The 22,076-nt window shown below is 56.7% G+C and carries 16 protein-coding genes; 3 read left to right on the top strand and 13 right to left on the bottom strand.

Going from position 1 to position 22,076, the window contains the following annotated elements; translation table 11 throughout:
* Positions 1–265 precede the first annotated feature (265 nt).
* Complete coding sequence (locus Q4D85_RS02780) at positions 266–2,047, bottom strand: acetyl/propionyl/methylcrotonyl-CoA carboxylase subunit alpha (protein ID WP_303198047.1); 1,782 nt, start codon at positions 2,045–2,047, stop codon at positions 266–268.
* A gap of 209 nt (positions 2,048–2,256) precedes the next feature.
* Positions 2,257–3,207 (bottom strand): sulfurtransferase, encoded by a 951-nt coding sequence (locus Q4D85_RS02775; RefSeq protein WP_303198046.1) that lies wholly within the window; start codon positions 3,205–3,207, stop codon positions 2,257–2,259.
* 651 nt (positions 3,208–3,858) lie between these two features.
* On the opposite strand from Q4D85_RS02775, the gene Q4D85_RS02770 reads away from it, so the two are divergent.
* Entirely contained in the window at positions 3,859–4,917 is a 1,059-nt protein-coding gene (locus Q4D85_RS02770; protein WP_303198044.1) for a Cj0069 family protein, read from the top strand.
* A gap of 439 nt (positions 4,918–5,356) precedes the next feature.
* On the top strand, positions 5,357–7,732 hold the full coding sequence (locus tag Q4D85_RS02765; protein ID WP_303198043.1) for an acyltransferase family protein: 2,376 nt from the start codon (positions 5,357–5,359) through the stop codon (positions 7,730–7,732).
* Here the strand turns inward: Q4D85_RS02765 and Q4D85_RS02760 are convergent.
* The 4 genes from Q4D85_RS02760 to Q4D85_RS02745 all read right to left on the bottom strand — a co-directional run bounded on the left by Q4D85_RS02760 (position 7,729) and on the right by Q4D85_RS02745 (position 10,827).
* Positions 7,729–8,670: a pirin family protein gene (locus Q4D85_RS02760; RefSeq protein ID WP_303198042.1), complete on the bottom strand. Its 942-nt coding sequence runs from the start codon at positions 8,668–8,670 to the stop codon at positions 7,729–7,731. The genes Q4D85_RS02765 and Q4D85_RS02760 overlap by 4 nt on opposite strands.
* Complete coding sequence (locus Q4D85_RS02755; protein ID WP_303198039.1) at positions 8,670–9,077, bottom strand: DUF3151 domain-containing protein; 408 nt, start codon at positions 9,075–9,077, stop codon at positions 8,670–8,672. Before Q4D85_RS02755 ends, Q4D85_RS02760 begins: the two co-directional genes overlap by 1 nt.
* A gap of 35 nt (positions 9,078–9,112) precedes the next feature.
* A complete protein-coding gene (locus tag Q4D85_RS02750) occupies positions 9,113–9,754 on the bottom strand; it encodes a nucleoside triphosphate pyrophosphatase (RefSeq protein WP_303198037.1) in 642 nt (213 codons plus the stop codon).
* Between the two features lie 89 nt (positions 9,755–9,843).
* Positions 9,844–10,827 (bottom strand): polysaccharide deacetylase family protein, encoded by a 984-nt coding sequence (locus Q4D85_RS02745; protein ID WP_303198036.1) that lies wholly within the window; start codon positions 10,825–10,827, stop codon positions 9,844–9,846.
* 324 nt (positions 10,828–11,151) lie between these two features.
* On the opposite strand from Q4D85_RS02745, the gene Q4D85_RS02740 reads away from it, so the two are divergent.
* Positions 11,152–12,588 (top strand): cytosine permease, encoded by a 1,437-nt coding sequence (locus Q4D85_RS02740; RefSeq protein ID WP_303198035.1) that lies wholly within the window; start codon positions 11,152–11,154, stop codon positions 12,586–12,588.
* A 27-nt stretch (positions 12,589–12,615) separates the two neighbouring features.
* On the opposite strand, the gene Q4D85_RS02735 is transcribed toward Q4D85_RS02740, so the two are convergent.
* From Q4D85_RS02735 to Q4D85_RS02705, 7 genes are all read right to left on the bottom strand, one after another.
* Entirely contained in the window at positions 12,616–13,548 is a 933-nt protein-coding gene (locus Q4D85_RS02735) for a ribokinase (RefSeq protein ID WP_303198033.1), read from the bottom strand.
* Between the two features lie 197 nt (positions 13,549–13,745).
* On the bottom strand, positions 13,746–14,690 hold the full coding sequence (locus tag Q4D85_RS02730; RefSeq protein ID WP_303198032.1) for a D-ribose ABC transporter substrate-binding protein: 945 nt from the start codon (positions 14,688–14,690) through the stop codon (positions 13,746–13,748).
* A 234-nt stretch (positions 14,691–14,924) separates the two neighbouring features.
* A complete protein-coding gene (locus tag Q4D85_RS02725; protein ID WP_303198134.1) occupies positions 14,925–15,839 on the bottom strand; it encodes an ABC transporter permease in 915 nt (304 codons plus the stop codon).
* An 80-nt stretch (positions 15,840–15,919) separates the two neighbouring features.
* The gene (locus tag Q4D85_RS02720; RefSeq protein WP_303198031.1) at positions 15,920–17,551 is read right to left on the bottom strand and encodes a sugar ABC transporter ATP-binding protein; all 1,632 of its coding nucleotides are present in this window, start codon (positions 17,549–17,551) and stop codon (positions 15,920–15,922) included.
* A 5-nt stretch (positions 17,552–17,556) separates the two neighbouring features.
* Positions 17,557–18,630, bottom strand: a complete 1,074-nt coding sequence (locus Q4D85_RS02715; RefSeq protein WP_303198028.1) for a LacI family DNA-binding transcriptional regulator — start codon at positions 18,628–18,630, stop codon at positions 17,557–17,559.
* 957 nt (positions 18,631–19,587) lie between these two features.
* The gene (locus Q4D85_RS02710) at positions 19,588–19,848 is read right to left on the bottom strand and encodes an acyl-CoA carboxylase subunit epsilon (RefSeq protein ID WP_303198026.1); all 261 of its coding nucleotides are present in this window, start codon (positions 19,846–19,848) and stop codon (positions 19,588–19,590) included.
* 94 nt (positions 19,849–19,942) lie between these two features.
* The gene (locus Q4D85_RS02705; protein WP_303198025.1) at positions 19,943–21,574 is read right to left on the bottom strand and encodes an acyl-CoA carboxylase subunit beta; all 1,632 of its coding nucleotides are present in this window, start codon (positions 21,572–21,574) and stop codon (positions 19,943–19,945) included.
* Between the last annotated feature and the right edge of the window lie 502 nt (positions 21,575–22,076).

The raw sequence follows: 22,076 nt of genomic DNA, 5'->3' as shown, positions 1-22,076 counted from the left end.
TTATTGATAACTGATAGAGGCCAGGTCCAAACCCGCTTCGAAACTGCGACCAAAATACTGGAGGACCAGGGCGGATGATCTTTTAGGACTGGAATTAGCGAAGAAGCGGATGCGCTTTGCTATCCGGCACGGGTGTCAAATGAGTGAGTGTAATATTGCGTGTACGTCGGTTCTGACTAGGGCAGGGTCAAAAACAAAACAAGAAAACGCGGGTTGCAGCCCACACAAGGGGCTACAACCCGCGTTGGAAAAGACGGAAAACTAATTACTTCAGTTCCATCATAACGGAGCCCTTGGTCACGCCTTCGCCTGCGGCGACGGCCAGGCCGGTAACAACGCCGGACTTGTGAGCCTTTACTGGGTTTTCCATCTTCATGGCCTCAAGGACAACCACGACGTCACCCTCAGCGACTTCCTGGCCTTCCTCAACGTTGACCTTGATAACGGTGCCCTGCATTGGTGCGGCTACTGCATCACCGGAGACGCCAGCCTTGGCACCGCCAGAGCGGCGCTTCTTGGCCTTCTTCTTTGCGCCACCGGCACCGCCACCACCTAGGGCGAGGTCGCCCGGAAGTGCGATTTCGACGCGACGGCCGTCGATTTCCACGACAACCTTCTGGTTCGGGGTAGCTTCTTCGGCTTCCTCAGCGTCAGCTGGGTCAACGTATGGCGGGATTGGGTTATCCCATTCTTCCTCAATCCACTTGGTGTAGACGTCGAAGCCGTTTTCGTCGCCAACGAAGGCTGGGTTTTCCACGATGTGGCGGTGGAATGGAATGGCGGTTGGCATACCCTCAACGATGTACTCGGCCAGGGCGCGGCGGGAGCGCTGGAGGGCTTCTTCGCGGGTTTCACCGAAAACGATTAGCTTGGCCAGCATGGAGTCGAATTGGCCACCGATAACGGAGCCTTCAACGATGCCGGAGTCCATGCGGACACCTGGGCCTGCAGGCTCAACGTACTTGGTGATGGTGCCTGGTGCTGGCATGAAGTTGGAGCCAGCGTCTTCGCCGTTGATACGGAACTCGAATGCATGGCCGCGTGGGGTTGGGTCTTCCTTGATGTGGAGTTCCTTGCCCTCAGCGATGCGGAACTGTTCGCGAACCAGGTCCAGGCCGGTGGTGGCTTCGGTGACTGGGTGTTCCACCTGGAGACGGGTGTTGACCTCAAGGAAGGAGATCAGGCCGTCCGAGCCGACCAAGTATTCAACGGTACCTGCACCGTAGTAGCCAGCTTCCTTACAGATGCGCTTTGCGGATTCGTGCAGGGAGGTGCGCTGTTCGTTGGTGAGATATGGGGCAGGGGCTTCCTCGACAAGCTTTTGGAAGCGACGCTGCAGGGAGCAGTCACGGGTACCAGCAACGATAACGTTGCCGTGCATGTCGGCCAGAACCTGGCACTCGACGTGGCGGGCTTTATCCAAGTAGCGTTCAACGAAGCATTCACCGCGACCGAAGGCTGCGACAGCCTCACGGGTGGCAGATTCGTACAGCTCTTCAACTTCGTCCATGGAGTAGGCGACCTTCATGCCGCGGCCACCGCCACCGAATGCAGCCTTGATGGCGATTGGCAGGCCGTATTCCTTAGCGAAAGCTACTACCTCAGCAGCGTCTTTCACAGGTTCCTTGGTGCCTGGTGCCATTGGTGCGTCGGCGCGCAGCGCGATGTGGCGGGCGGTTACCTTGTCACCCAAGTCGCGAATAGATTGCGGGGATGGGCCGATCCAGATGAGGCCGGCGTTGATTACCGCCTCGGCGAAGTCGCCGTTTTCGGAAAGGAAGCCGTAGCCTGGGTGGATAGCGTCGGCGCCGGACTTCTTCGCAGCGTCGAGGATCTTGTCAAAGACCAGGTAGGACTCTGCGGAGTTCTGGCCGCCGAGGGCAAATGCCTCGTCAGCCATGGTAACGAATGGGGCATCCGCGTCTGGTTCTGCGTAGACAGCAACGCTGGCAATGCCTGCGTCACGAGCGGCGCGAATAACACGGATGGCGATCTCGCCGCGGTTGGCGACGAGAACCTTTGTGATCTTCCTGGATTCCACAGTCACGTGAAGCTCTCCTGGTTCGTTGATGTAATCATTTGGAGTTTTAGTTGTCAGCTGTCGCTTCGGTACTTCACCACTAAGTCGGCAGTGCCGGGTTGTGGCGATATGTGATTGTGGGATTGGAACAACCCATACAAAAATTGAAGCGCTTGGCGTTAAACATTCTTACACATTTACGCCCGGCATAAAGCAAAAACTGCGAACTAAAAAATTTACCGATGCGTGGTGCTGTTCCATTCCAATGACATTTCGAGGTTGTCTGGGTCTTCACCTTTCCGAATCGGCATCCGGACCATGTTTCCCCATTCGGCCCACGATCCGTCGTAATTGCGAACATTTTCGCACCCTAGCAGGTACTTTAACACGAACCAGCTGTGCGCAGCCCGGTGCCCTTGATAGCAATAGACGATTGTTTCGTCTGCATTGATAGCCGGTTCAAAAGCCGTCTCTAGCTCGGCGCGAGAGCGGAATCGGGAGTTCGGGTAGACTGCGTTTTCCCACGCGACGTTCACCGCGCGGGGGATATGTCCCTGGCGTAATACCCCCGTATTGGGGGTGTTGTCCGGGGGTGTCCCCATATATTCCTCCGAACTACGAACATCCAGGATTGTTGCGTCGGTGATGCGCCGTGCCTCCGGATTGTATTCGCCAGCCGGTGGTTCGCCGATAATGTCGGAAACGAAGGCGCGGATTTCGTCGTCTCGTCGGTCCACGACCGGATAATTGGTGGCAGGGTAGTCGGGAACAACGTAGTTGGTGTCCCGTTCTTCCGCGATCCAGGCATCTCGTCCGCCGTTAAGTAGGCGGACGTCTTTGTGTCCAAATAATTCAAAAACCCAGAGGGAAAAAGCGGCCCAAGTATTTGATTTATCGCCATAGATAACCACGGTGTCGTCGCGTGCGATGCCTTTTTCGTTCATGAGCTCGGCGAATCGTTCTGGGCTTAAAAAGTCGCGCGAGAGCGGATCGTTAAGGTCGCGGTGCCAGTCAATGCGTACCGCCCCGGGAATGTGCCCGATGTCGTATTGGCGGGGGTCTTCGTCAGATTCGACGACGCGGAGCCCCGGGGTGCCGAGTCGGGCGGAAAGCCAAGAGGCTGAGACTAGCCGTTCCGGGTGGGCGTATTCGGCAAAGTGCGGATCTGGGTCAAATGGCGCAGGCATATCGAAGATAAGGCCTTTCTGTCTATCGCATTGAGTAAAAATCTTGATTTCTTTTCAAGGGTAGTCCCATTTTTGGTTTAAACGTGGGCAACCGATGTGAAAATTTGCGTAAGTTGCATTCGTAGAGGGGCGGCGTGGGACATTGGTGCCGTCGGCGATGGGCGAAAGAGGTGAAAGGAGGGTGTGTTGCGTGGGGCGAGGTGACGTGTGGACTGAGGTTTGGAGCGCGGTGGATCTATTCGGTCAATGTGGGAGTGTGTGAAAATAGGGGTGGAAATCTAGGTGCACAGTTGTGCGGCTGATGGGGTGCAGCGATGTGGGAAGCTGGGGGGTGGGGTTCGTTGATCTTTTAACAAGAAGCGGTGGTGTGTGGCATTGGTTACCTTTTGGTATTGAAGCGAGCGGCGCCACGTTTTGTTGACTAAAATATTTGGGGTGTGCTTGGTTATGTAGCACTTCGGCCTGATCGCCATCGTCGCTGTTAAAGCGGGTTTTGGCGGTGCTTTTCGACGACACCTGGTGGCAGTTGATCACCATCGTGGAAGCGGTATCGAGGGTTGGGTTTTATCTACCAGGCAGGCATTTCCATCATCCATAGTTCGTGCTCGTACCAACCTAATGAGCATTTGATTCCCGCGAAAGGGCACCACCGTGCATAAGAGCATTGTTGTATTTGAGGTCGAAGGCGGCTCCGATAAGTTCATCGATGGGCACCGCAAAGACACCATGCCGATTGTCAATGCCATCAAAGAAGCAGGCTGGCATGCAGAGGTAGTGTACTACCGTCCGGAATGGGCAGAAACCCTATTTGACTACGTTTCCAAGAATTTCGATGCCTATATCTCCCGCGTTAATCCTGGCAATATCCCGGGCGGCGAAAAGGGGTATTTCGACCTGTTGACCAAGCTCAGCGATGCAGGCCTGGTTGGTATGTCCACCCCGGCGGAAATGATGGCTTATGGTGCCAAGGATGCGCTGGTCAAGCTAAACGACACCGACCTGGTTCCGGCTGATACCGCCGCATACTACGATGTTGAGACCTTCCACAACACTTTCCCGACCTCCATTTCCTACGGCGAGCGCGTGTTGAAGCAAAACCGCGGTTCCACCGGCGAAGGCATCTGGCGCGTGCAGCTGGAGGACAAGGAACTGGCTGCCTCGGTCACTCCGGGTACTGCCCTTCCGCTGGACACCAAGTTGCGGTGCACCGAAGCTGTGGACAACCACACCGAAATCCGGGAGCTGGGCGAGTTCATGGACTTCTGCGATCAGTACATCATTGGCGACAACGGTATGTTGGTTGACATGCGGTTCATGCCTCGCATCGTTGAAGGTGAGATCCGTATCCTCTTGGTTGGCCCGCACCCTGTATTCGTCGTTCACAAGAAGCCTGCAGAGGGCGGCGACAACTTCTCCGCAACCCTGTTCTCTGGCGCGAAGTACACCTACGATAAGCCAGAAGCATGGCAGGACTTGGTGGATATGTTCGCTGAGGCTCGACCAGTTATCGCTGAGAAGCTCGGCGGCGACAATATCCCATTGATTTGGACGGCCGACTTCATGCTTGCTGATGCTGAGGATGGCTCCGATACATACGTTCTCGGCGAGATCAACTGCTCGTGTGTAGGCTTCACCTCCGAGCTGGACATGGGCATTCAGGAATTGGTTGCGAAGGAAGCCATCGGCCGGGTTGAGGCTAAGCACGCATAATTTGCAATCTTCCACCTAAAAACTACAGGTCACGGTTGTTTCCACCACACGAATAGGGTGGGGCAACCGTGATTTTGTGTTTCGTGGTTTATAATTCTTTCTGCCGCAACATGCGTGGCAGTCTATGGTTTGGTAGAAGGTGTACACCATCGTATTAGATGGCGCCTTTCGGAATTTAGAGGTTCAAAAAATACACGGGCTGTCGCTTATGTTGTGGCTTTTGTGCTTTTTAACGAAAGCTAGAAAATGAGCTATCTATGACGCAAATCTCACCATAACCCCAGGCGTGTGAGGGGTTGGGGTAGCTATTTGAGCAGAGGAAACCCCCGGCCTATTGTGGGAGGGACGGTTCGAAGTTGTGGGTCAAACACTGCGGGCCGTCGAGTGTTGTGACGCCACCATGGCTAATGCAATGGGTTTCCAGTGACTGGGGAGATTGATGGATCAGCTTAACGCGAGTAAATACCGCTATGACCTCGACGGTCTGCGCGGTCTTGCTATTGCTTTCGTTGTCATCTTCCACGTTTTCGTCGGCAAGGTTTCCGGCGGCGTCGATGTCTTCCTCTTGCTTTCAGGCTATTTCTTCCTCGGTGCCCAGCTCCGTTACGCTACCCGCCCTGGCGCTAACCTTAATCCGTGGTGGCCGATATGGCGCACGATTCGCCGCCTGGTGCCGTCGTTGGCGGTGGTGCTGGGCGCAACGGCGCTCGCGGTGGCGGTTTTCACGCCAGAGCTGCGGAATTTAAACCTGGCGCGCCAGCTTGAGGCGTCGATTGGCTATTACCAGAACTGGGAATTGGCCACTCAGGGCGCGGAATACGGTGCGGCAAGCACCACCGTCAGCCCGTTGCAGCACCTGTGGTCGATGGCGGTGCAAGGGCAGTTTTATGTCGGGGCGATTGTGTTCGCCACGATCGTCGCGCTGATAGCGAAGTTTCGCTTCGCTGCGGATAAGCCGGTGAGCGCTGCGCGGTTGGCCGCGCCGATTCTGGCGCTGGTAACGGCCGCGTCGTTGGGCTACGCCACGTACCTGCACGGCGAGAACCAGGCGCTGAATTACTATTCGACGTTCACCCGCCTATGGGAAATGACTCTCGGCGCGCTGCTGGCGCTGTTTGCTACCCGGGTGCATTTGAATATCAAGTTACGGCGCGCATTCGCGATTATTGGTGTGGTCATGGTGCTCACCACCGGCCTGCTTTTCGACGGCGCCGCGTTGTTCCCCGGCCCGGCCGCGTTGTATCCCCTCGGTGGTGCGGCGCTGGTGGTTCTTGGTGGCGGTGCCGGTTCGGGTTGGTTAGCCAGTCGGTTTATGCGGTGGCTCGGCCAGGTTGCCTATCCGCTGTACCTGTGGCACTGGCCGCTGTTGATCGTATCCACGGTGTATCTGAATATGCCCTCGCCAAGTGTGTGGTTGGGCATTGCGGTGATCGGCGTATCGCTGGTGTTGGCCGACCTGACGCACCGGTTTATTGAGGAACCATTAAAACAACACGGCAAGCGGCCCGTTGCTGGTGAAGCCCGTGTGTGCCAGGCCCGGGCCGGGTTGCGCACATCGTGGCCGCCTCGGTTGCGGCTGGCAGGTGGCCTCGTGATCGTGGCCATGGTGGCGTCGTTGGTGTATGTGCCGCAGCTATGGCGGCAGCAGGTGGCCGCCTTGGCTGACGCGCGGCTGGATCCGGTGCTGTATCCGGGCGCCGCGGCGTTGGGCTTGAGCCGGATTCCGGCGGCTAAGCCGATGCCTGATCCCTACTTATTGGCCGATTCGGTCTCCCCAGCATGGCAGGACGGCTGCATGTCGTTTTTGCACGATAACCCCGAGGAATTGGTTATCGACCGGGAGCCAGGCAAGTGCATCTACGGCGATCGTGACGCCGACAAGCTGGTCTATGTTATCGGTGGATCCCATGCCGAACAGTGGATGGCCGCGCTTGATCTATTAGGAAAGGAACATGGGTTCCGGGTAGTCCCCATTGTTCGCCAGGCGTGTCCGGCGTATGTGGAAGAACGCGACGATAACTTCAGCGCGGACTGCTCTGCGTTTAATAAGAAGCTTTTGGCCCGGATCAAACTGGATAAGCCGGATGTTGTGATTAGCAACTCGACCCGGCCGTTGTTGGAAAAGGCCCGCTTTGTGGACGAAGCCCCGGTCTCGTACCGTACCCTGTGGGACTTCTTGCAGCGGGAAGGGATCTCATTCGTCGGTTTGCGGGATAATCCGTGGTTCCTGAATCCAGACGGCACCGGGCAGATGGTGTCCCAGTGCTTTGAACAGCATCAGGATATTACTAAGTGTGGTCGCACTCGTGCTGAGGTGTACGCCCCGGTTGACCCGGCCGCCCAGTACCTGAACGCGCCGAATCAGGTGGCGGTGGATACCGCCGATTGGTTCTGCCCGAATGGGCATTGCCCGCCGGTCATCGGCAATATTTATGTCTATCGCGACGGCAACCACATGTCGGATGATTACGTTCTTTCGCTAGCGCCGTTGTTATGGGAAAGCATGAAAGACGTGGTGCTCAATGCCCCAGTGCGGGAGGCGGAACGCCCGGCTTCGGCGCGTAAATACGGTCATAAGGCCGGGGCTGGCACCGCATCGGCATCGTCGCAGCAGAAGTCGACGTCGGGGGTGACGTCGACAAGCGAAGCGGAAGCGGAAACCAGCGAGCCAGAGGCAGCGCTGCTGGAACCCGACCAGATTTATCCCCGCACCTTCTATAACGACAACTACGGGGCCTACGACCCGACGGACGAGGGCGTGGGATTTACCTCCATCGAAGAATTTGAAAGCTACAACCGTTCGGTTCTGCGCTAACCGGCGGGGGCGTTCTTGCGTGGTCGCAGTCGGGTCATCGGCGGCGGAGGTGCTGGAATGCGCGTCGTGGTGCCGCCGTAGCCGCTCACTGTGCCGAAGCGTTGTTCCCGACGCTGCGGGTCTTCCCAATCGTTTCGCATGGCAAGGACGTCCGCATGGTCCCGACCGATGAAATTCCACAACATCACGATCTCTTCACCCAGCGGCATACCGCCGAGGAGAAGAAGATGGGCTGGGCCGGAATCCGCGGCGATTCGCAATTCTCGACCGCCGGTTGCCGAGGAATCACCGACTGGTACCGCATCGCAGAACCATAAGCTGCCATTTGAGAGGGATTCGCCATTGATGCTGAAATCCGTCTCGTTGGCTAAAACCGCGTATTCGCAGTCATCACGCAGCGGCAAACGGATAAGGCCACCGGCCGGAATGCTTATCTCCGCCCCGATCGCATCCAATGGCGCTACCACGGGGGATGGGCTAAAACCTGCGATTTCGCCCAGGAACACCTTTATCGTTGCCTCGCCACTGTGCTCCGCCTTGGGCGTATAGCGCTGCAACCGTGGCTGGGGGTTTATCGTTTCGCGTTCGGCCACCGGATGCGTTAACCATAACTGCGCCCCGTGCAGATCGCCGGGCTGCGATTCCTCGGAATGGACGATGCCATTTCCGGCTGTCATCATGACGAGCTCGCCGGGGCGAATGGTTTCGTGGAAGCCCGCGGAATCGTTGTGCCTGATTTCTCCGCTAAACAGCCAGCTCACTGTGGACAGTCCGCAGTGTGGGTGCGGGGCTACGTCCATCGATTGCGTCATCGGGCCGAAATGGTCGACAAATACCCATGGCCCCACCGAGGTGCGATCGCGGTGCGGCAAGGTGCGCCGGACGTTGAGAGATCGTAGTCCGCCAAGCGGGACTTCGCGCGGTGTGAGGATTGGCATTATGGCAGCAGCTTTTCGACGCAGGCCGGGTCGGCGTCGACAAGCATCGCCCGGCACCGTTCATACTCGCCGTCGTCACCGATTAATGCGCTGGCCTTCGCAAGCGCTGCGATTGCCCGCAGCACGCCTTGGTTCGGCTCATGGTCGAACGGAACCGGACCTTGACCTTTCCAACCATTAGCGCGCAACCGATCCAAACTGCGATGATAGCCGGTGCGGGCAAAAGCATAGGCCGTCGCTACCGTATGCGCCGCTGCGTCGTCAGCGCTAGCCGCAGTGATCGCATCTTCGGCTAATATCGCCCACCCCAGCGGGGAATCCGGGTGTGCTAGCACCACCGCTTCGGTCACGGGGGTGGGAATGTTGTCAACAGGGAGCAGAACCGGTGGTGGGGCGAGAAAATTCATCAGCTGTGTCCTTACGGTGGTGGTATCAGGTTGTTCTATTTAACCGGTGCGGCGTTGGCAGTATTCCAGAATTCATGCACCTGGTACCCAAAATGGTACAGCCCCTGCCTAAGAACTGGCAGGGAAAGACCGATGACCGACGACGGGTCGCCGTCAATGCGGTCGATGAACCAGCCGCCGATCGCCTCTAACGTAAATGCCCCAGCGCACGGCAACGGTTCACCAGTAGCCGCATAGGCCGCAATATCAGCATCCGTTACGTCCGCGAAATGCACGGCGGTTGCGGAAGCGGCCTGAAACTCCCCGCGTGGCGACACCAAGCAGTGACCGGTAATGAGTGTTGCTTTCTTGCCGCGTTGAGCCTGCCAGCGGTAAATGGTCTCTTCCACGGTGTGGGGTTTGCCCTGGAGTTTTCCATCAAGCAGCAGCATGGAATCCGCCCCGATGACAACGTCGGTCGGGAACTGCGGTGCAACTGCCGCGGCTTTTGCCGCAGCGAGGGCAACCACCACCTGTTCCGGGTCGGCGTGCGCCAACCCGGACAACAGAGCGTCTTCGTCGACATCGGCTGGTGCGATGATCGGATCCACCCCGGCTGATTGCAAAATCGACAATCGGGAAGGGGAGGAAGATGCAAGCACAATGCGCGGGGAATCGGATTGGTAAGCGGTAGTCATAACCACACAGCTTAATAAAAGGGGGTGCCTGTGCTGTACCGCACCAATCCGCAACCAGCACTGTCGTGCTTTAGCGCCGAGGCCGCAGGTTAGCGATTCGGCCGATCTTCCGGGCTGGCGGGTCGAGGAACTTGCTCAATAAACATCTTTGCAATATCAGTGCGCCGCATAAACACCACACCCTCTTGAGCCTTTGCATACTTGATAAATTCCGCAAGCCCCGAAATACGCGCTGGATGTCCGGTGATGCGGGGGTGAATGCCGATGCTGAGCATCCGGCCGCAATCGTCGCCGTCGTCAAGCAATTGGTCCAATGCCCGCTTAGCATAATCGACGAAATCGCTTGGGGAGCCAAAGCCAGTACCCATGATGTAGCGGCAGTCGTTGGTGACCAATGAATACGGAACCACCAGGTGCGACTTGCCTCCGATAAACGTCCAATATGGCAGGTCATCGCCGTAGTAATCAGAGTCGAAGAGGAACCGGCCGTCCTCGACCAATAACTCCCGGGTATTGGTGCTCATCTCCCGGCAATACCACCCCTCCGGAACCCGGCCGAGCGTGCGTTGGAAGGATTCCATCGCCAGGTTGATAAGCTCCTTTTCTTCTTCGCGGGAATAGTTGTAATGATCGATCCAGCGGTAGCCGTGCCCGACGATGTCGTCGCCGCGTTCATTCATCTTCTTGGCAACTTCCGGGTTGCGCTCCAATGCAACCGCGGCGCCAAAGACGGTCACGGGCACCTCAAGCCGGTCAAAGGTGCGGAACATCCGCCAAATCCCCGCACGGGAACCGTATTCGTACATGGATTCTTTGGCCAGGTCACGTTGGCCTTCAACGTCGAAGGGCAATTCGTACATTCCGTCGTTCATGCCGTCGCCCATGGCGAAGGTCAGTTCGGAGCCCTCCTCGTAATTGATGACGATGTTCACCGCTACCTTGGCGCCGTTTTCCCACCGAATGACGGGCGGGGTGGGGCCGTAGCCGATGATCTCCCGGTCCGGTCCAGGGACGCCCGGGATGTCATCGTTGCGGAACCAATGGTTCTTTGGCACCTGGATATGGTCAGTCATTTTCAACCTCTCCTTTTCTGTCGAAATAATGCGGAAAATGACAGTTTAAAAACCGAATGTAAATATCAAATATGCTGGATTAAATATGGTCAATGTAGGAATGTAACCCAGTTTTGCTTCATATATTAATATGCGCTTAATAATTTAAATTAAGGCCGAAACCCACTAATTTTGACCACCTAATTAGTGTAAGCTTAGCAATGATAAATCGAAATCGCAATAGAAAAACGCTGATTAACTGGACACATAACCAGCGTGATTGCGCGATATTTTAGGCACAAACGCAAGGACTTCAACGCACATATTCGATTGAAAGGAGTGACAATGAGCAATCTGGCCAAAGCCCAAACCCCCACGCATGACGATGACCCCGGCCAGCACGAAGAATATATGCTCGAACCAGTCCCGTGGCATGCCCGCCGCAGCTGGTGGGCGATGTTCGTTATCTGGGTTGGGTTTGGGTATGTTCCCACCGGGTTGATCGTCGGCGGCCAACTCGCCGGACAAGGCGGAACCCCCGGAATGACCTTCGGTGAGGCGCTATTTTCCATCGCAGTAGGGGAGGGGCTGCTTTTAGTGTTGACCTTCCTGCTGGGCATCGCCGCTATGCGCACCGGCCTGAACCTGTCGCTTATCTCCCGCATTTCCTACGGCAAAAAAGGCATGATTCTGCCCATGCTGATCATGGCTATGCTGACCCTCGGTTGGTTCGCCTCCATCGTGGGAATGGTGGGCGCGATCTTCGACGTGGCGGTGGGCGACCTAACCGGCATCATCGTCATTAACGACCTAACCCTGGAATATGTAGTGCTGTGCCTCTTCTGGGGTGCGGTGTTCACCTGGTCGGCGTGGAAAGGTATTAAAGCTATTGAGAAAATCAGTGGCTGGGCAGCGCCATTCGTGCTGGTGGTGGCCATCGTCGCTGCGGTACTGATGATTACCGAATTTGGTGGTTTCGGCAACGTCCTAACCGAGGCGGACACCCGCAACGGAATGAGCTACGGCACCGGCATCACGATCATGTTGGGTGCCTGGATCGCCGGTGTGATCATGGGCGTGGATATTTTCCGCTACGCCAAAACCAAAAATCACGTATTTATCGGGGCGGCGGCGTGTTTTATCCTCACGAATCCGCTGCTTAACATCGTCGGCTACATTGGTTCGATCGCAACGGGCGATTCCAATTTCATCACGTGGATGACCACGAAGGGGGCGCTGCTAACCGCCCTCGGCGTTATCCTGTGGGTGCTGTCGTTATGGACAACCAACATGTCCGAATTGTATTGCAACGCCCTCTACGTGGGACCCGCGGCGGAAAGCGCCGGTAAGCGGATACCTCGCGGTCGAATCGTGATCGTCGTGGGAACCATTGGCACGATCCTGGGATCACTCGGGTTCTACTCCTATTTCTTCGCCGATTTCATCACCGTTTTAGGTGCGGCCTTCGTGCCACTGGCTGGGCCGATCCTGGCGGACTACTTCATCATTAGGCCGGGCGAATACGAAACCGCAAACCCCAATGACATGCCACCGGTGCGCTGGCCTGCCATAATCTCGTTCCTGGTAGGTGCGGTTTTCGGAATCACCACCCAATACTGGGTTGAACTTCCATTCGACTTCCCAGCCGGATTCGGCGCGCTGATCCTCACCTTCGTGTTGCACATCATTTTGTCCAAGATAATGGCACACCGTGCGGAGCAGCGGCAGGTGGTAAGTGAGGGGTTTGTATCGCCAGCGCGCGAAAAAGCGCCGTGGCACTAACCCGATCGGGACGACAAGATTCTTATTCTAACTAGGCAAAACATCGGATGCCTGCGGATAAGAATCTTGGGCACCCCAGCCCTGCACCGCGAATGCGCCTACTCTAACCGCGAACCTGGCGGCGTCGACAAGCGAAGCGCCGGAATCGAGCTGCGCCACCAACGCCCCGGCGAACGCATCACCGGCACCGGTGGTGTCCACTGCGGATACCTGAGGTGCCGGAATCGTATGGGAGTCATCCGCCATGGCGACAATGCAACCAGCGGCCCCGAGGGTCATGACCACCGACCGGAAACCGGCGGCGATCAAGTCGCGCGCTAGGTCGGCGGGTTCAGCGTCGGTGACGGTGCTGTTAACCGCATCGGGATGTAACTGACGCAACACCAATTGTGCCTCGTGCTCATTGACGATCAACGGATCTGCTTGGCGCAATGCCGCCGGGTCTACCTCGACAACCGGGGCTAGATTAACTACCACCCGGCCTGTGGCGGCTGCGACTGCGGCGGCGAAACCATCGGCCGGGATTTCACCTTGCAGAAGCAGAATCGACGCGGACGCAATCGCATCAGCATGGCGGGAAACATAGTCGGCGGTTACATGGGCGTTCGCGCCTGGAATCACGATAATGCAGTTCTCGCCGTCATCGGACACCGTAATCACCGCTAACCCGGTAGTATCGTCCACTTCAGCCACCCGGCTGAGGTCAACGCCGGAAGCTTTCAGGCGGCGCAGCGCTGGCTTGGCATAAGCATCGCCGCCGACCGCCCCGACAAATGTCACCGTCGCGCCCAGCAGCTGCGCCGCCACCGCTTGGTTTGCACCCTTGCCGCCGGGGCTGATGCTGCCACCACTGCCGAGAAGGGTTTCACCCGGGTTTGGGTGCCGCGCCACCCGAACCCCCAAATCCGCGTTAATGGAACCAACGACGACAATACCCACGCTCAACACTCCTTTTAACATTGCACTGTGCAGCCTGCACCCTGATGGAAAGACGGTGGTCAGCACCCGGCTGTTTCCCATTATCAACGAAAGAAGCCTCCCAGAAAGGGAGGCTTTTTAGGCTCAACCTGCAATCGCACCGCCCGTACCGTCAACTATATGCAATAGCACTGACACGGCGGGGAGAGCTGATGCCTGTGTGCGATTACCGGAGCTGATTACTGGAATTCCGCCAGGTTTTCCTTCGTCACTGTGATAACTTCCACCGGAACTTCCTTGGTGGCGGCATCACCCTTGAGTAATTTCGCAGCCTCTTCCACTGCGCGGCTGCCTAACTTCTCCGGCTGCTGAGCGATGGTCGCCAACATGCGGCCATCGGCGATGGCAGTCAAGCCGTCCTTTGTGCCGTCAAAGCCAACCACGACGACATCCTTGCCAGCCCGATCGCCTAGGGCTTCAATCGCGCCTAATGCCATTTCGTCGTTTTCCGCGAAAATTGCCTTCACGTTCGGGTGCGCCTGGAGCAAATTAGTGGCCACGTCTAGGCCCTTCGTCCGGTCGAAATTGGCGGTCTGTTTTGCCGCGATCTTCACATTGGGGAATTCCTGCAGGCCCGTCTCAAAGCCCTTGCCCCGATCCCGGGAGGCGGAAGAACCAGCGATACCCTGAAGGATGATGATTTCGCCCTCACCGCCGATAGCTTCCGCAAGTACCTTGGCGGCCTGGGTGCCGCCGGCGATGTTATCGGAAGCAATATAGGAGGCGATATCGCCGCCGTTGGCGGAACGATCCACCGCCACCACCGGGATATTCGCGGCATTAAGCGATTCCACGGCAGGCACGATAGCGTCGGAATCCGTTGGGTTGACGATTACCACACCGGAGCCCGTGGTTGCGGCGTTGCTGAGCTGATTAACCTGCGTGGTGGAATCGTCCGAGGCGTCTTGGATATTCAGCGTTACGCCCAATTCCTTGGCTTTTTCTTCAGCACCAGCCCGAAGCTGGACGAAAAACGGATTGGTTTGGGTGGATAACGCGAAGGTGATGGATTTACCATCCGGGCTGGTGGAGGTACTGGAATCACGGTTGCAGGCGGTCAATCCCACGACCAAGCCCAGCGATGCTACTACCGCGATTGTCTTGCGCATTGTGGTGCGAAACATCGAAACGGTCCTTTCTTATCTAACGAGAGCTAAAAAATCAACGCGTTGCGCGAAAACCCCTTAAAACCGGCAACCGCTTATGGTTTTAGGTCACGAGGATTGCTAGCGATGGAATGCGAGGATATGAAATTTTTAGGTAAAAATCTTTAGACGCCCTGCCAGCAAAACCGCCACTTTTTGGTCTATCCACGCGACGGTCTCCGGCCGCGGCAGGGGTGTTCGTTCAGTATGGAATTAGATGGCTGTTTTATTGCGGATCACGTCGAAACCAACCGCCACCGCGATAACCAGGCCGATGACAATTTGCTGCCAGAACGACGACACATTCAAAATATTGAGGCCGTTGCGGATCACCGCCAGCAGGATCGCGCCCACAAACGTTCCGGAGGCTTTGCCGGTGCCGCCCGCTAGCGAAGCACCACCGATAACAACGGCGGCGATTGCATCAAGCTCATAGCCCAGCGCCGTCTGCGGTTGCGCCGATGACAGTCGGGCCGTGATAACCAAACCCGCCAGAGCTGCGAAAAGCCCCGACAGTGAATAGACGATCACCAAAATGCGCTGCACCGGTATGCCAGATAGCCGTGCAGCTTCCACATTACCGCCAATAGCGTACATGGAGCGCCCGACGACCGTGCGGGAGAGGATAAACCAGCAACAAAGCCCAGCTAGCGCCATCATGACGATCGGCATGGGCAGGTGAAAATAACTCTTCCCCAGAACATTCACGGCGGGTGCGGAGGGGATCGGCGCGCCTTGGGAGATCACCAGTGTCGCACCGCGGGCGATGGACATCATAGCCAGCGTCGCGATAAACGCAGGCAAACGACCATAGGCGATGGCGATGCCGCAGATAGCACCAGATAGAAGACCGATCAGCAGACCGATGATGAGGGTAAGCCAGCCCGGCAACCCCACTTCGGAGAAGAAATACGCTGAGGTCATCCCGCCGAATGCCGCAACCGAACCCACCGACAAGTCGATACCGGCGGCGACGATAACAAAGGTCATGCCGAAGGCCAAAATAGCCACGGTTGCCGCCTGAATGCCAACGTTGATGAGGTTGCCAATGGTAAGGAAGTGCGGCGTTGCGATGAACAACGCGATGCACAAAATGATCAGGCCCACCAGCGCGCCGTTGTTAAGCATCCAGTGCAGCACGGGGTGCGGTTTCGCTCTTTTCGACGCCGGGGCGGGCGTAGCTGAAACGTTTGCTGAAGCCGGGGAAGTCATCGGGTCTCCTTCGGGCAGTGGTGTGATTCTTCGTTCAGGGGTGCTGCAACTGACGGCTTAAGCGCGTCATCGACGTTGGCTACCGCAAGTTGCATGATGTCATCCTGGGCGGAACCGGCAGGGAGCTCGCCCGCAATCCGGCCGCCGGACATCACAAGAATCCGATCGGACATGCCAATTATTTCTGGTAGTTCCGAGGACACCATCACGACCGCGCGACCTGCGGCGGTGATTTCATTGATGATGGAATAGATTTCAACCTTGGCGCCGACATCGACGCCCCGGGTGGGCTCGTCGAGAAGCAAAACCTTGGAACCCGCCAGTACCCACCGGCCAAACACCGCCTTTTGCTGGTTACCGCCGGATAGGTCCCGGATAGGTTGGTCGATAGAGGCCATCCGAATGCGAAGCTTATTCGCCACTTGTTTGGCGCGTATGCGCTGACCACCGCGATCAACCAGGCCATATTTACTGGTCGACTGCATTGTTGCCAAGCCGAGATTCTCGCCGACGGTGGCTGAAAGCACTAGCCCCTGCGACTTTCGGCTTTCCGGCACATGGCCGATGCCGTGGCGAATCGCCTCCGGTATGTCGTGGGACTTCAGAGCTTTGTCTACTACCCAAACGACGCCTGAATCAATCGGATCAACGCCAGCTATGGCCCGAATCACCTCGGTCCGGCCAGCGCCGACCAGACCTGCGATTCCGACCACCTCACCGGCATGAACCTCGAAGGAGATGTCCTCAAATTTTCCGTGGCTGCTGAGCCCGGACACCTTTAGCAAGGGTGGCCCCGGCTCCTGTGCCTGACGGGGGTATTGGTTATCGATGGAACGACCAACCATCAATCGCACTAATTCGGGTTCCGGGGTGGTGGCGGGAACTTCCGCGATAAATTCACCATCACGCAACACGGACACCGAATCGGCGATCGCGGCTATCTCATCCAGGTGGTGAGAGATGAACACCATGGCCACTCCGGCCTTTTTCAGATCGGTAATAACCGAGAATAATTGCTCGATTTCGTGATCCGTCAAGGCGGCGGTCGGCTCATCCAGAATGAGAATCCGGGCATTCATCGACAACGCCTTGGCAATCTCCACCATTTGCTGCCGGGCGATTCCCAGCGAGCCGATGGTGTCGTCCAATTTGACGTCAACGCCGATGAGATCCAACGCCGCCTGGGCGCGCGCCCGCAACTTCTTGTAATCAACCAAACCGAACCGGCTCGGTGCCCGTCCCAACATGACGTTTTCCGCCACGGTCATGGTGGGCACCAGATTTAGTTCCTGATGAATGGTGGCGATCCCCAGTTTCTCTGCTGCCTTGGCATTGGGCAGTAGCGTCACCGTGCCGTCGACGATGATCTCGCCAGAATCGGGCTGATAAACTCCCGACATCATCTTGATCAACGTGGATTTACCAGCGCCGTTTTCGCCGAGCAACGCCAGCACGTGGCCCGGACGAACATGGACCGTGACGTTATCAATCACTCGCACCGGCCCGAAGGACTTCGACGCATTGCGCAGCGTCAATATTGGTTCGCTACTACCTTCCGGTAGCGAATGCGTCGAGTTCGGTTGCGGTGAATCATTCACCGGATCGCTAGGCGGTAGTGCAGCAGACATGGTGGCTAACCTTTGGACTTCTTGGTTTTAGTAGTCGATTTAGTTTCAGCCGTGGCGCTGAAACTGCTGGAACCACGCCGCTTGAAAGTGGTTGGAATGACCATGCTGTCAGGAGCGTCACCGGACATGATGTACGTGTACAACATATCGAAGGAGTGCCGCCCCATCGTTTCAACATCCTGGTCAATCACGCTTAGCGGTGGATTCTGAAGCAAGAACACATCCGTATCGTCGAAGCCGATCAGGGCAACATGCTCGCCGATGCGGAGGTTCTTCTCGTGGAGTGCTTGCAATGCACCGATGGTCATCATTGAATCACCGGCGAGAATGCAATTCACCCCGGATTCTAGGAGCTCCAACGTTCCGGTGTATCCGGCCTCTTGCTGGTAGCCGCCATAGAACACGGTAGGGGTTGGCATGGCCAAATCACTGGCAGCGGCCATGACGTGCGCCAACCGCTGTTGGCCTGTGGAGGTATCTTGCGGGCCGGCCAAATAGCCTAGCCGCGCGTCGGGCAGATTCTTGATCTCAGTCAGTGCCTCATGAATCCCTGGCCAGCTATCTGAGGTGACTGATGGTATTTTCGGCTGCGGCAACGACCGGTCCGCGGCAACCATGGGGATGCCGGTCTCGATCAAATCGGCGATCTTTTTGGTTGATTGGAAGTGCGGGACGACGATGATGCCGTCGACACGCTGCCGCCCGAGCATTTCGAGGGCGGCGTTGAGCCGATCCGGGTCTTCTTCCGAGTGCGCCAACACGATGGAATAGTCTTTGCTCAGTGCCTCTGATTGAATCGCAGCTGCTAGCGCTGAGAAATACGGGTTTTGGATGTCAGGGACGATGACGCCGATGATATTGGTGCGGGCGCTGCGCAGCGCCCGTGCTTGGGCGTTAGGGCGGTACTTGAGTTCGCGTGCCGCCTTTTCGACGATTTCCCGGGTCGTCTCCGGGATGACTGGATTGCGTGCCAATGCACGTGAAACCGTACTTACGGACAGCCCAGTTGCCGCCGCAATATCTTTAAGTGTGGTGCTTTGACTTCGGCGCCCATTACTGGGGTTGGCTTTCTCCGCCATGATAATCAGCTTCCTTCACTGTTAATCCCATTGTATGCAAAATTTGTGCAAACGATTGCGCATACCACTAATTTCAACCTACCTATGAAAAAAGCCAATAACAATCAATTTATGCCAAAAAGTGAAACTGAAGGCGCCTGAAGTGGCAAAAACTAGCCATTTCCTGCCCGTTTTCCAAGATTAAAATACATTCATCTGCGGGATATGGGGGTGCGATGGGGTATCGGATAATTAATATTAGCTAACTAATGGCATGAAAATATAGCGGACAAAATTACCGATTCTTAATAAAAACCGCACCCGCATCTCACATTTACAACCATATCGATTGATCGCGCGCGATGATATTCGTCTCAGTTCAGCGCGGTAATTCCGGTGCCATTTTTGCCGTGAGCGGCAACAGCTGGCAATGGAGCTAGCCCACCCAATCGCGGGTTCTAGTTCCTGAAAATTTCCAGCAGGCCCAGTGCGCCACCAACGGCAAGCAAACCAACGCCAAAACTCTGCGCCCCAATGACCACACCGCTGGGCGCCACATAGAGCACAATCCCCACCACAAGAACACCGATCAGCCCGCCAGCATTCCTTCGAGGAGTTCTACAACGAAAAACCACGAGGGATCCGACCTCACAACCAGCAAAACGCCAAGAACAGACAGTCCTCGGGTGGCGACCATAACTCCACCTGCGTCTGCAACCACTCCAAGTGGTGCTAGGAGCTACCAGAAAGGTCTTTAGCATATTTGCTGCATTATTTTTTCAGCTATAGCGACGCGCACCAGTGGGAGCTCGTTTAACAGCGCAGGTGAAAGAAACTCGCCGCCTGGTGGCCGCTCGCGGCGTGGTGTGTGTCGAAAAGCGGGGTCGCCGCACACAGGGTGATGTTTTGTGGCATGCAAAAACCGGGGTGTGCGCACCTTTGGTTGTGCAGCACACCCCGGTTGGAAGAATGTGAAGACTAGTAGAAGCTTACATTCTGGAAAGCAGTTGGGTTGTATGTGGTTGGCCGCTGTAGGCGTTCTTCCACGCTGCCCCACATGTTGCGTTCGCGTTCTTGCTGCCCAGCGCCAGCGGCATTGCTTGCCATCGTGGCAAACAGGGCAGTCAGAGTGGCCACCTGCACATCATCTGGGTTTCCCTTGACGACGGTCAGGAACGGCTTTTTTACCTCGGGTGTGGTTTCGACGCCTTCGGTCGACGCCTCGGTGTTGTCAGACATTGCTGGTTACCTACGTTTCTTTTCGGGGAAGCAATCGGGCATGTAATGCGGGGCGGGGACAGCTTTTACCATCCCCGCTTAATGCTTCGCGTGATTACAGCGGAATGTTACCGTGCTTCTTGGCAGGAACGTTGACGACCTTGCGATCCAGCAGGCGTAGACCTTCGATGATCTGGCCACGGGTCTCAGAAGGTGGGATAACCGCGTCGACGTAGCCGCGCTCAGCAGCCATGTATGGGTTAACGAGGGTGGTTTCGTATTCCTTCTCGTATTCCTTAGCAACCACGGCGACATCCTTGCCCTCAGCTGCGGCAGCCTTGAGCTCCTTGCGGTAGATGAAGCCCACCGCGCCTGCGGCACCCATGACGGCGATTTGGGCGGTTGGCCACGCGAAGACGAGGTCAGCACCCATGTCCTTGGAACCCATCACGCAGTAAGCGCCACCGTAGGACTTACGGGTAATAACGGTGATCTTGCCGACGGTTGCCTCAGAGTAGGCGTACAGCAGCTTCGCGCCACGGCGGATGATGCCGTTGTATTCCTCGTTGGTGCCAGGGAGGAAGCCTGGGACGTCAACGAATTCGATGATTGGAATATTGAAAGCATCGCAGGTGCGGATGAAGCGGGCAGCCTTTTCGGAAGCGCGGATATCCAAGCAGCCAGCGAATTCGGTGGGCTGGTTTGCCACAATGCCGACCGAACGGCCTTCCACTCGGCCGAAACCGATGATGATATTGCCAGCGTAGCCTTCCTGGATTTCGAAGAAGTCGCCGTCGTCAACGACACGGGTGATGACATCCTTCATGTCGTATGGCTGGTTCGGTGAATCCGGGATCAAGGTGTCCAGCTCAAGGTCGGAGTCGTTGATGTTTTCCTGGATGGAACCGACCATGATGTCTGCATCTTCGCGCGGTGCTTCAGCACGGTTATTGGAAGGCAGGAAGCCCACCAAATCCCGAACCCAATCAAGGGCGTCCGCATCGTCGGCGGCGGTGTAGTGGGAGGTACCAGAGGTTGTCATGTGGGTGTGAGCGCCACCGAGTTCTTCCTGGGTGACCTCTTCGCCGGTAACGGTCTTGATAACGTCTGGGCCGGTGATGAACATCTTGGAGGTCTTATCCACCATGATAATGAAGTCGGTCAGTGCCGGGGAGTAGACGTGGCCACCAGCGCAGGCGCCCATGATGAGGGAAATCTGCGGAATGACACCCGATGCGAGGGTGTTGCGGTAGAAGATCTTGGCGTAAAGACCCAGGGAGACGACACCTTCCTGGATACGAGCGCCAGCACCTTCGTTGATGCCGATCAGCGGCACACCGGTCTTGATGGCCAGGTCCATGACCTTGACGATCTTTTCACCATAAACCTCACCGAGAGCACCACCGAACACGGCGCCGTCCTGGGAGAAAACGCACACCTTGCGGCCGTCGATCGTGCCGTAACCGGTTACCACACCGTCGGTGACTGGACGCTTGGCGTCCAGGCCGAAGTTCTTGGAGCGGTGACGCGCCAAGGCGTCGATCTCAACGAAAGAACCATCGTCGAGGAGGTACTCGATGCGCTCACGGGCGGTTTTCTTGCCAGCATCGTGGATTCGCTCCACCGAAGCTTGTCCCATTGGCGCTTGGGTCTCGGCAATGCGCGCCCGAAGGTCGGCGAGCTTGCCTGCGGTTGTGGTCAAATCGGGTGCTTGGGCACCTGCATCAGTGATCGTTGCGGCAGTCATAACTTCACAGTTTAGGGGGTAGTCGAAAATTTTGTGAAGTGTTTGTTATTTTCTTTATTTCTCGGGAAAAATTACCGGGTTGTGGGGGTGGCGCAATTTTCACTTTTCGCAGGTTTCGCCCAATTTGGGGGTGTGGTTATGGGGGTACTGGCGCATGCGGCTCGGGCGGGGAATAACAGGGGTGGTGCGCAGAAAGTGCACCCACATCGACTGTGCGTCACCCCCTGTGAGAGCTCGTGTGGGTGGAACGCCAAGTGGGTGGAACGTGAATAGTTGGGAAACGGCGAAGACTCAGGAGATAGGGGAACCGGCGAAGACGCAGGAGATAGGGGAGACGGGGGAGATAGGTAGGAAAAGATATGCGGTGGCTCGCCTTCAACAATCACTTGTTAGTCGTAGTCAAAGATATAACCCCAATGCCGTAGCAGGGATTAGGTGCTACGGCATTGGGGTTAACCGGATATAACGCTGTTACGGCTTTCCCTGATCTTGAGGCAACATG

Origin of the sequence: Corynebacterium sp. (assembly GCF_030532965.1) — a bacterium.
GTDB lineage: Bacteria > Actinomycetota > Actinomycetes > Mycobacteriales > Mycobacteriaceae > Corynebacterium.
Note: the sequence above shows the minus strand (reverse complement) of the source record. Positions and strands in the feature narration are given on the sequence as shown.

Excerpts from the sequence above, each read along its gene's own strand:
- Q4D85_RS02775 (WP_303198046.1), bottom strand. The coding sequence starts at position 3,207 with ATGCCTGCGCCATTTGACCCAGATCCGCACTTTGCCGAATACGCCCAC.
- Q4D85_RS02765 (WP_303198043.1), top strand. The coding sequence starts at position 5,357 with ATGGATCAGCTTAACGCGAGTAAATACCGCTATGACCTCGACGGTCTG.
- Q4D85_RS02760 (WP_303198042.1), bottom strand. The coding sequence starts at position 8,670 with ATGCCAATCCTCACACCGCGCGAAGTCCCGCTTGGCGGACTACGATCT.
- Q4D85_RS02755 (WP_303198039.1), bottom strand. The coding sequence starts at position 9,077 with ATGAATTTTCTCGCCCCACCACCGGTTCTGCTCCCTGTTGACAACATT.
- Q4D85_RS02750 (WP_303198037.1), bottom strand. The coding sequence starts at position 9,754 with ATGACTACCGCTTACCAATCCGATTCCCCGCGCATTGTGCTTGCATCT.
- Q4D85_RS02745 (WP_303198036.1), bottom strand. The coding sequence starts at position 10,827 with ATGACTGACCATATCCAGGTGCCAAAGAACCATTGGTTCCGCAACGAT.
- Q4D85_RS02740 (WP_303198035.1), top strand. The coding sequence starts at position 11,152 with ATGAGCAATCTGGCCAAAGCCCAAACCCCCACGCATGACGATGACCCC.
- Q4D85_RS02735 (WP_303198033.1), bottom strand. The coding sequence starts at position 13,548 with ATGTTAAAAGGAGTGTTGAGCGTGGGTATTGTCGTCGTTGGTTCCATT.
- Q4D85_RS02730 (WP_303198032.1), bottom strand. The coding sequence starts at position 14,690 with ATGTTTCGCACCACAATGCGCAAGACAATCGCGGTAGTAGCATCGCTG.
- Q4D85_RS02725 (WP_303198134.1), bottom strand. The coding sequence starts at position 15,839 with ATGCTTAACAACGGCGCGCTGGTGGGCCTGATCATTTTGTGCATCGCG.
- Q4D85_RS02720 (WP_303198031.1), bottom strand. The coding sequence starts at position 17,551 with ATGTCTGCTGCACTACCGCCTAGCGATCCGGTGAATGATTCACCGCAA.
- Q4D85_RS02715 (WP_303198028.1), bottom strand. The coding sequence starts at position 18,630 with ATGGCGGAGAAAGCCAACCCCAGTAATGGGCGCCGAAGTCAAAGCACC.
- Q4D85_RS02710 (WP_303198026.1), bottom strand. The coding sequence starts at position 19,848 with ATGTCTGACAACACCGAGGCGTCGACCGAAGGCGTCGAAACCACACCC.
- Q4D85_RS02705 (WP_303198025.1), bottom strand. The coding sequence starts at position 21,574 with ATGACTGCCGCAACGATCACTGATGCAGGTGCCCAAGCACCCGATTTG.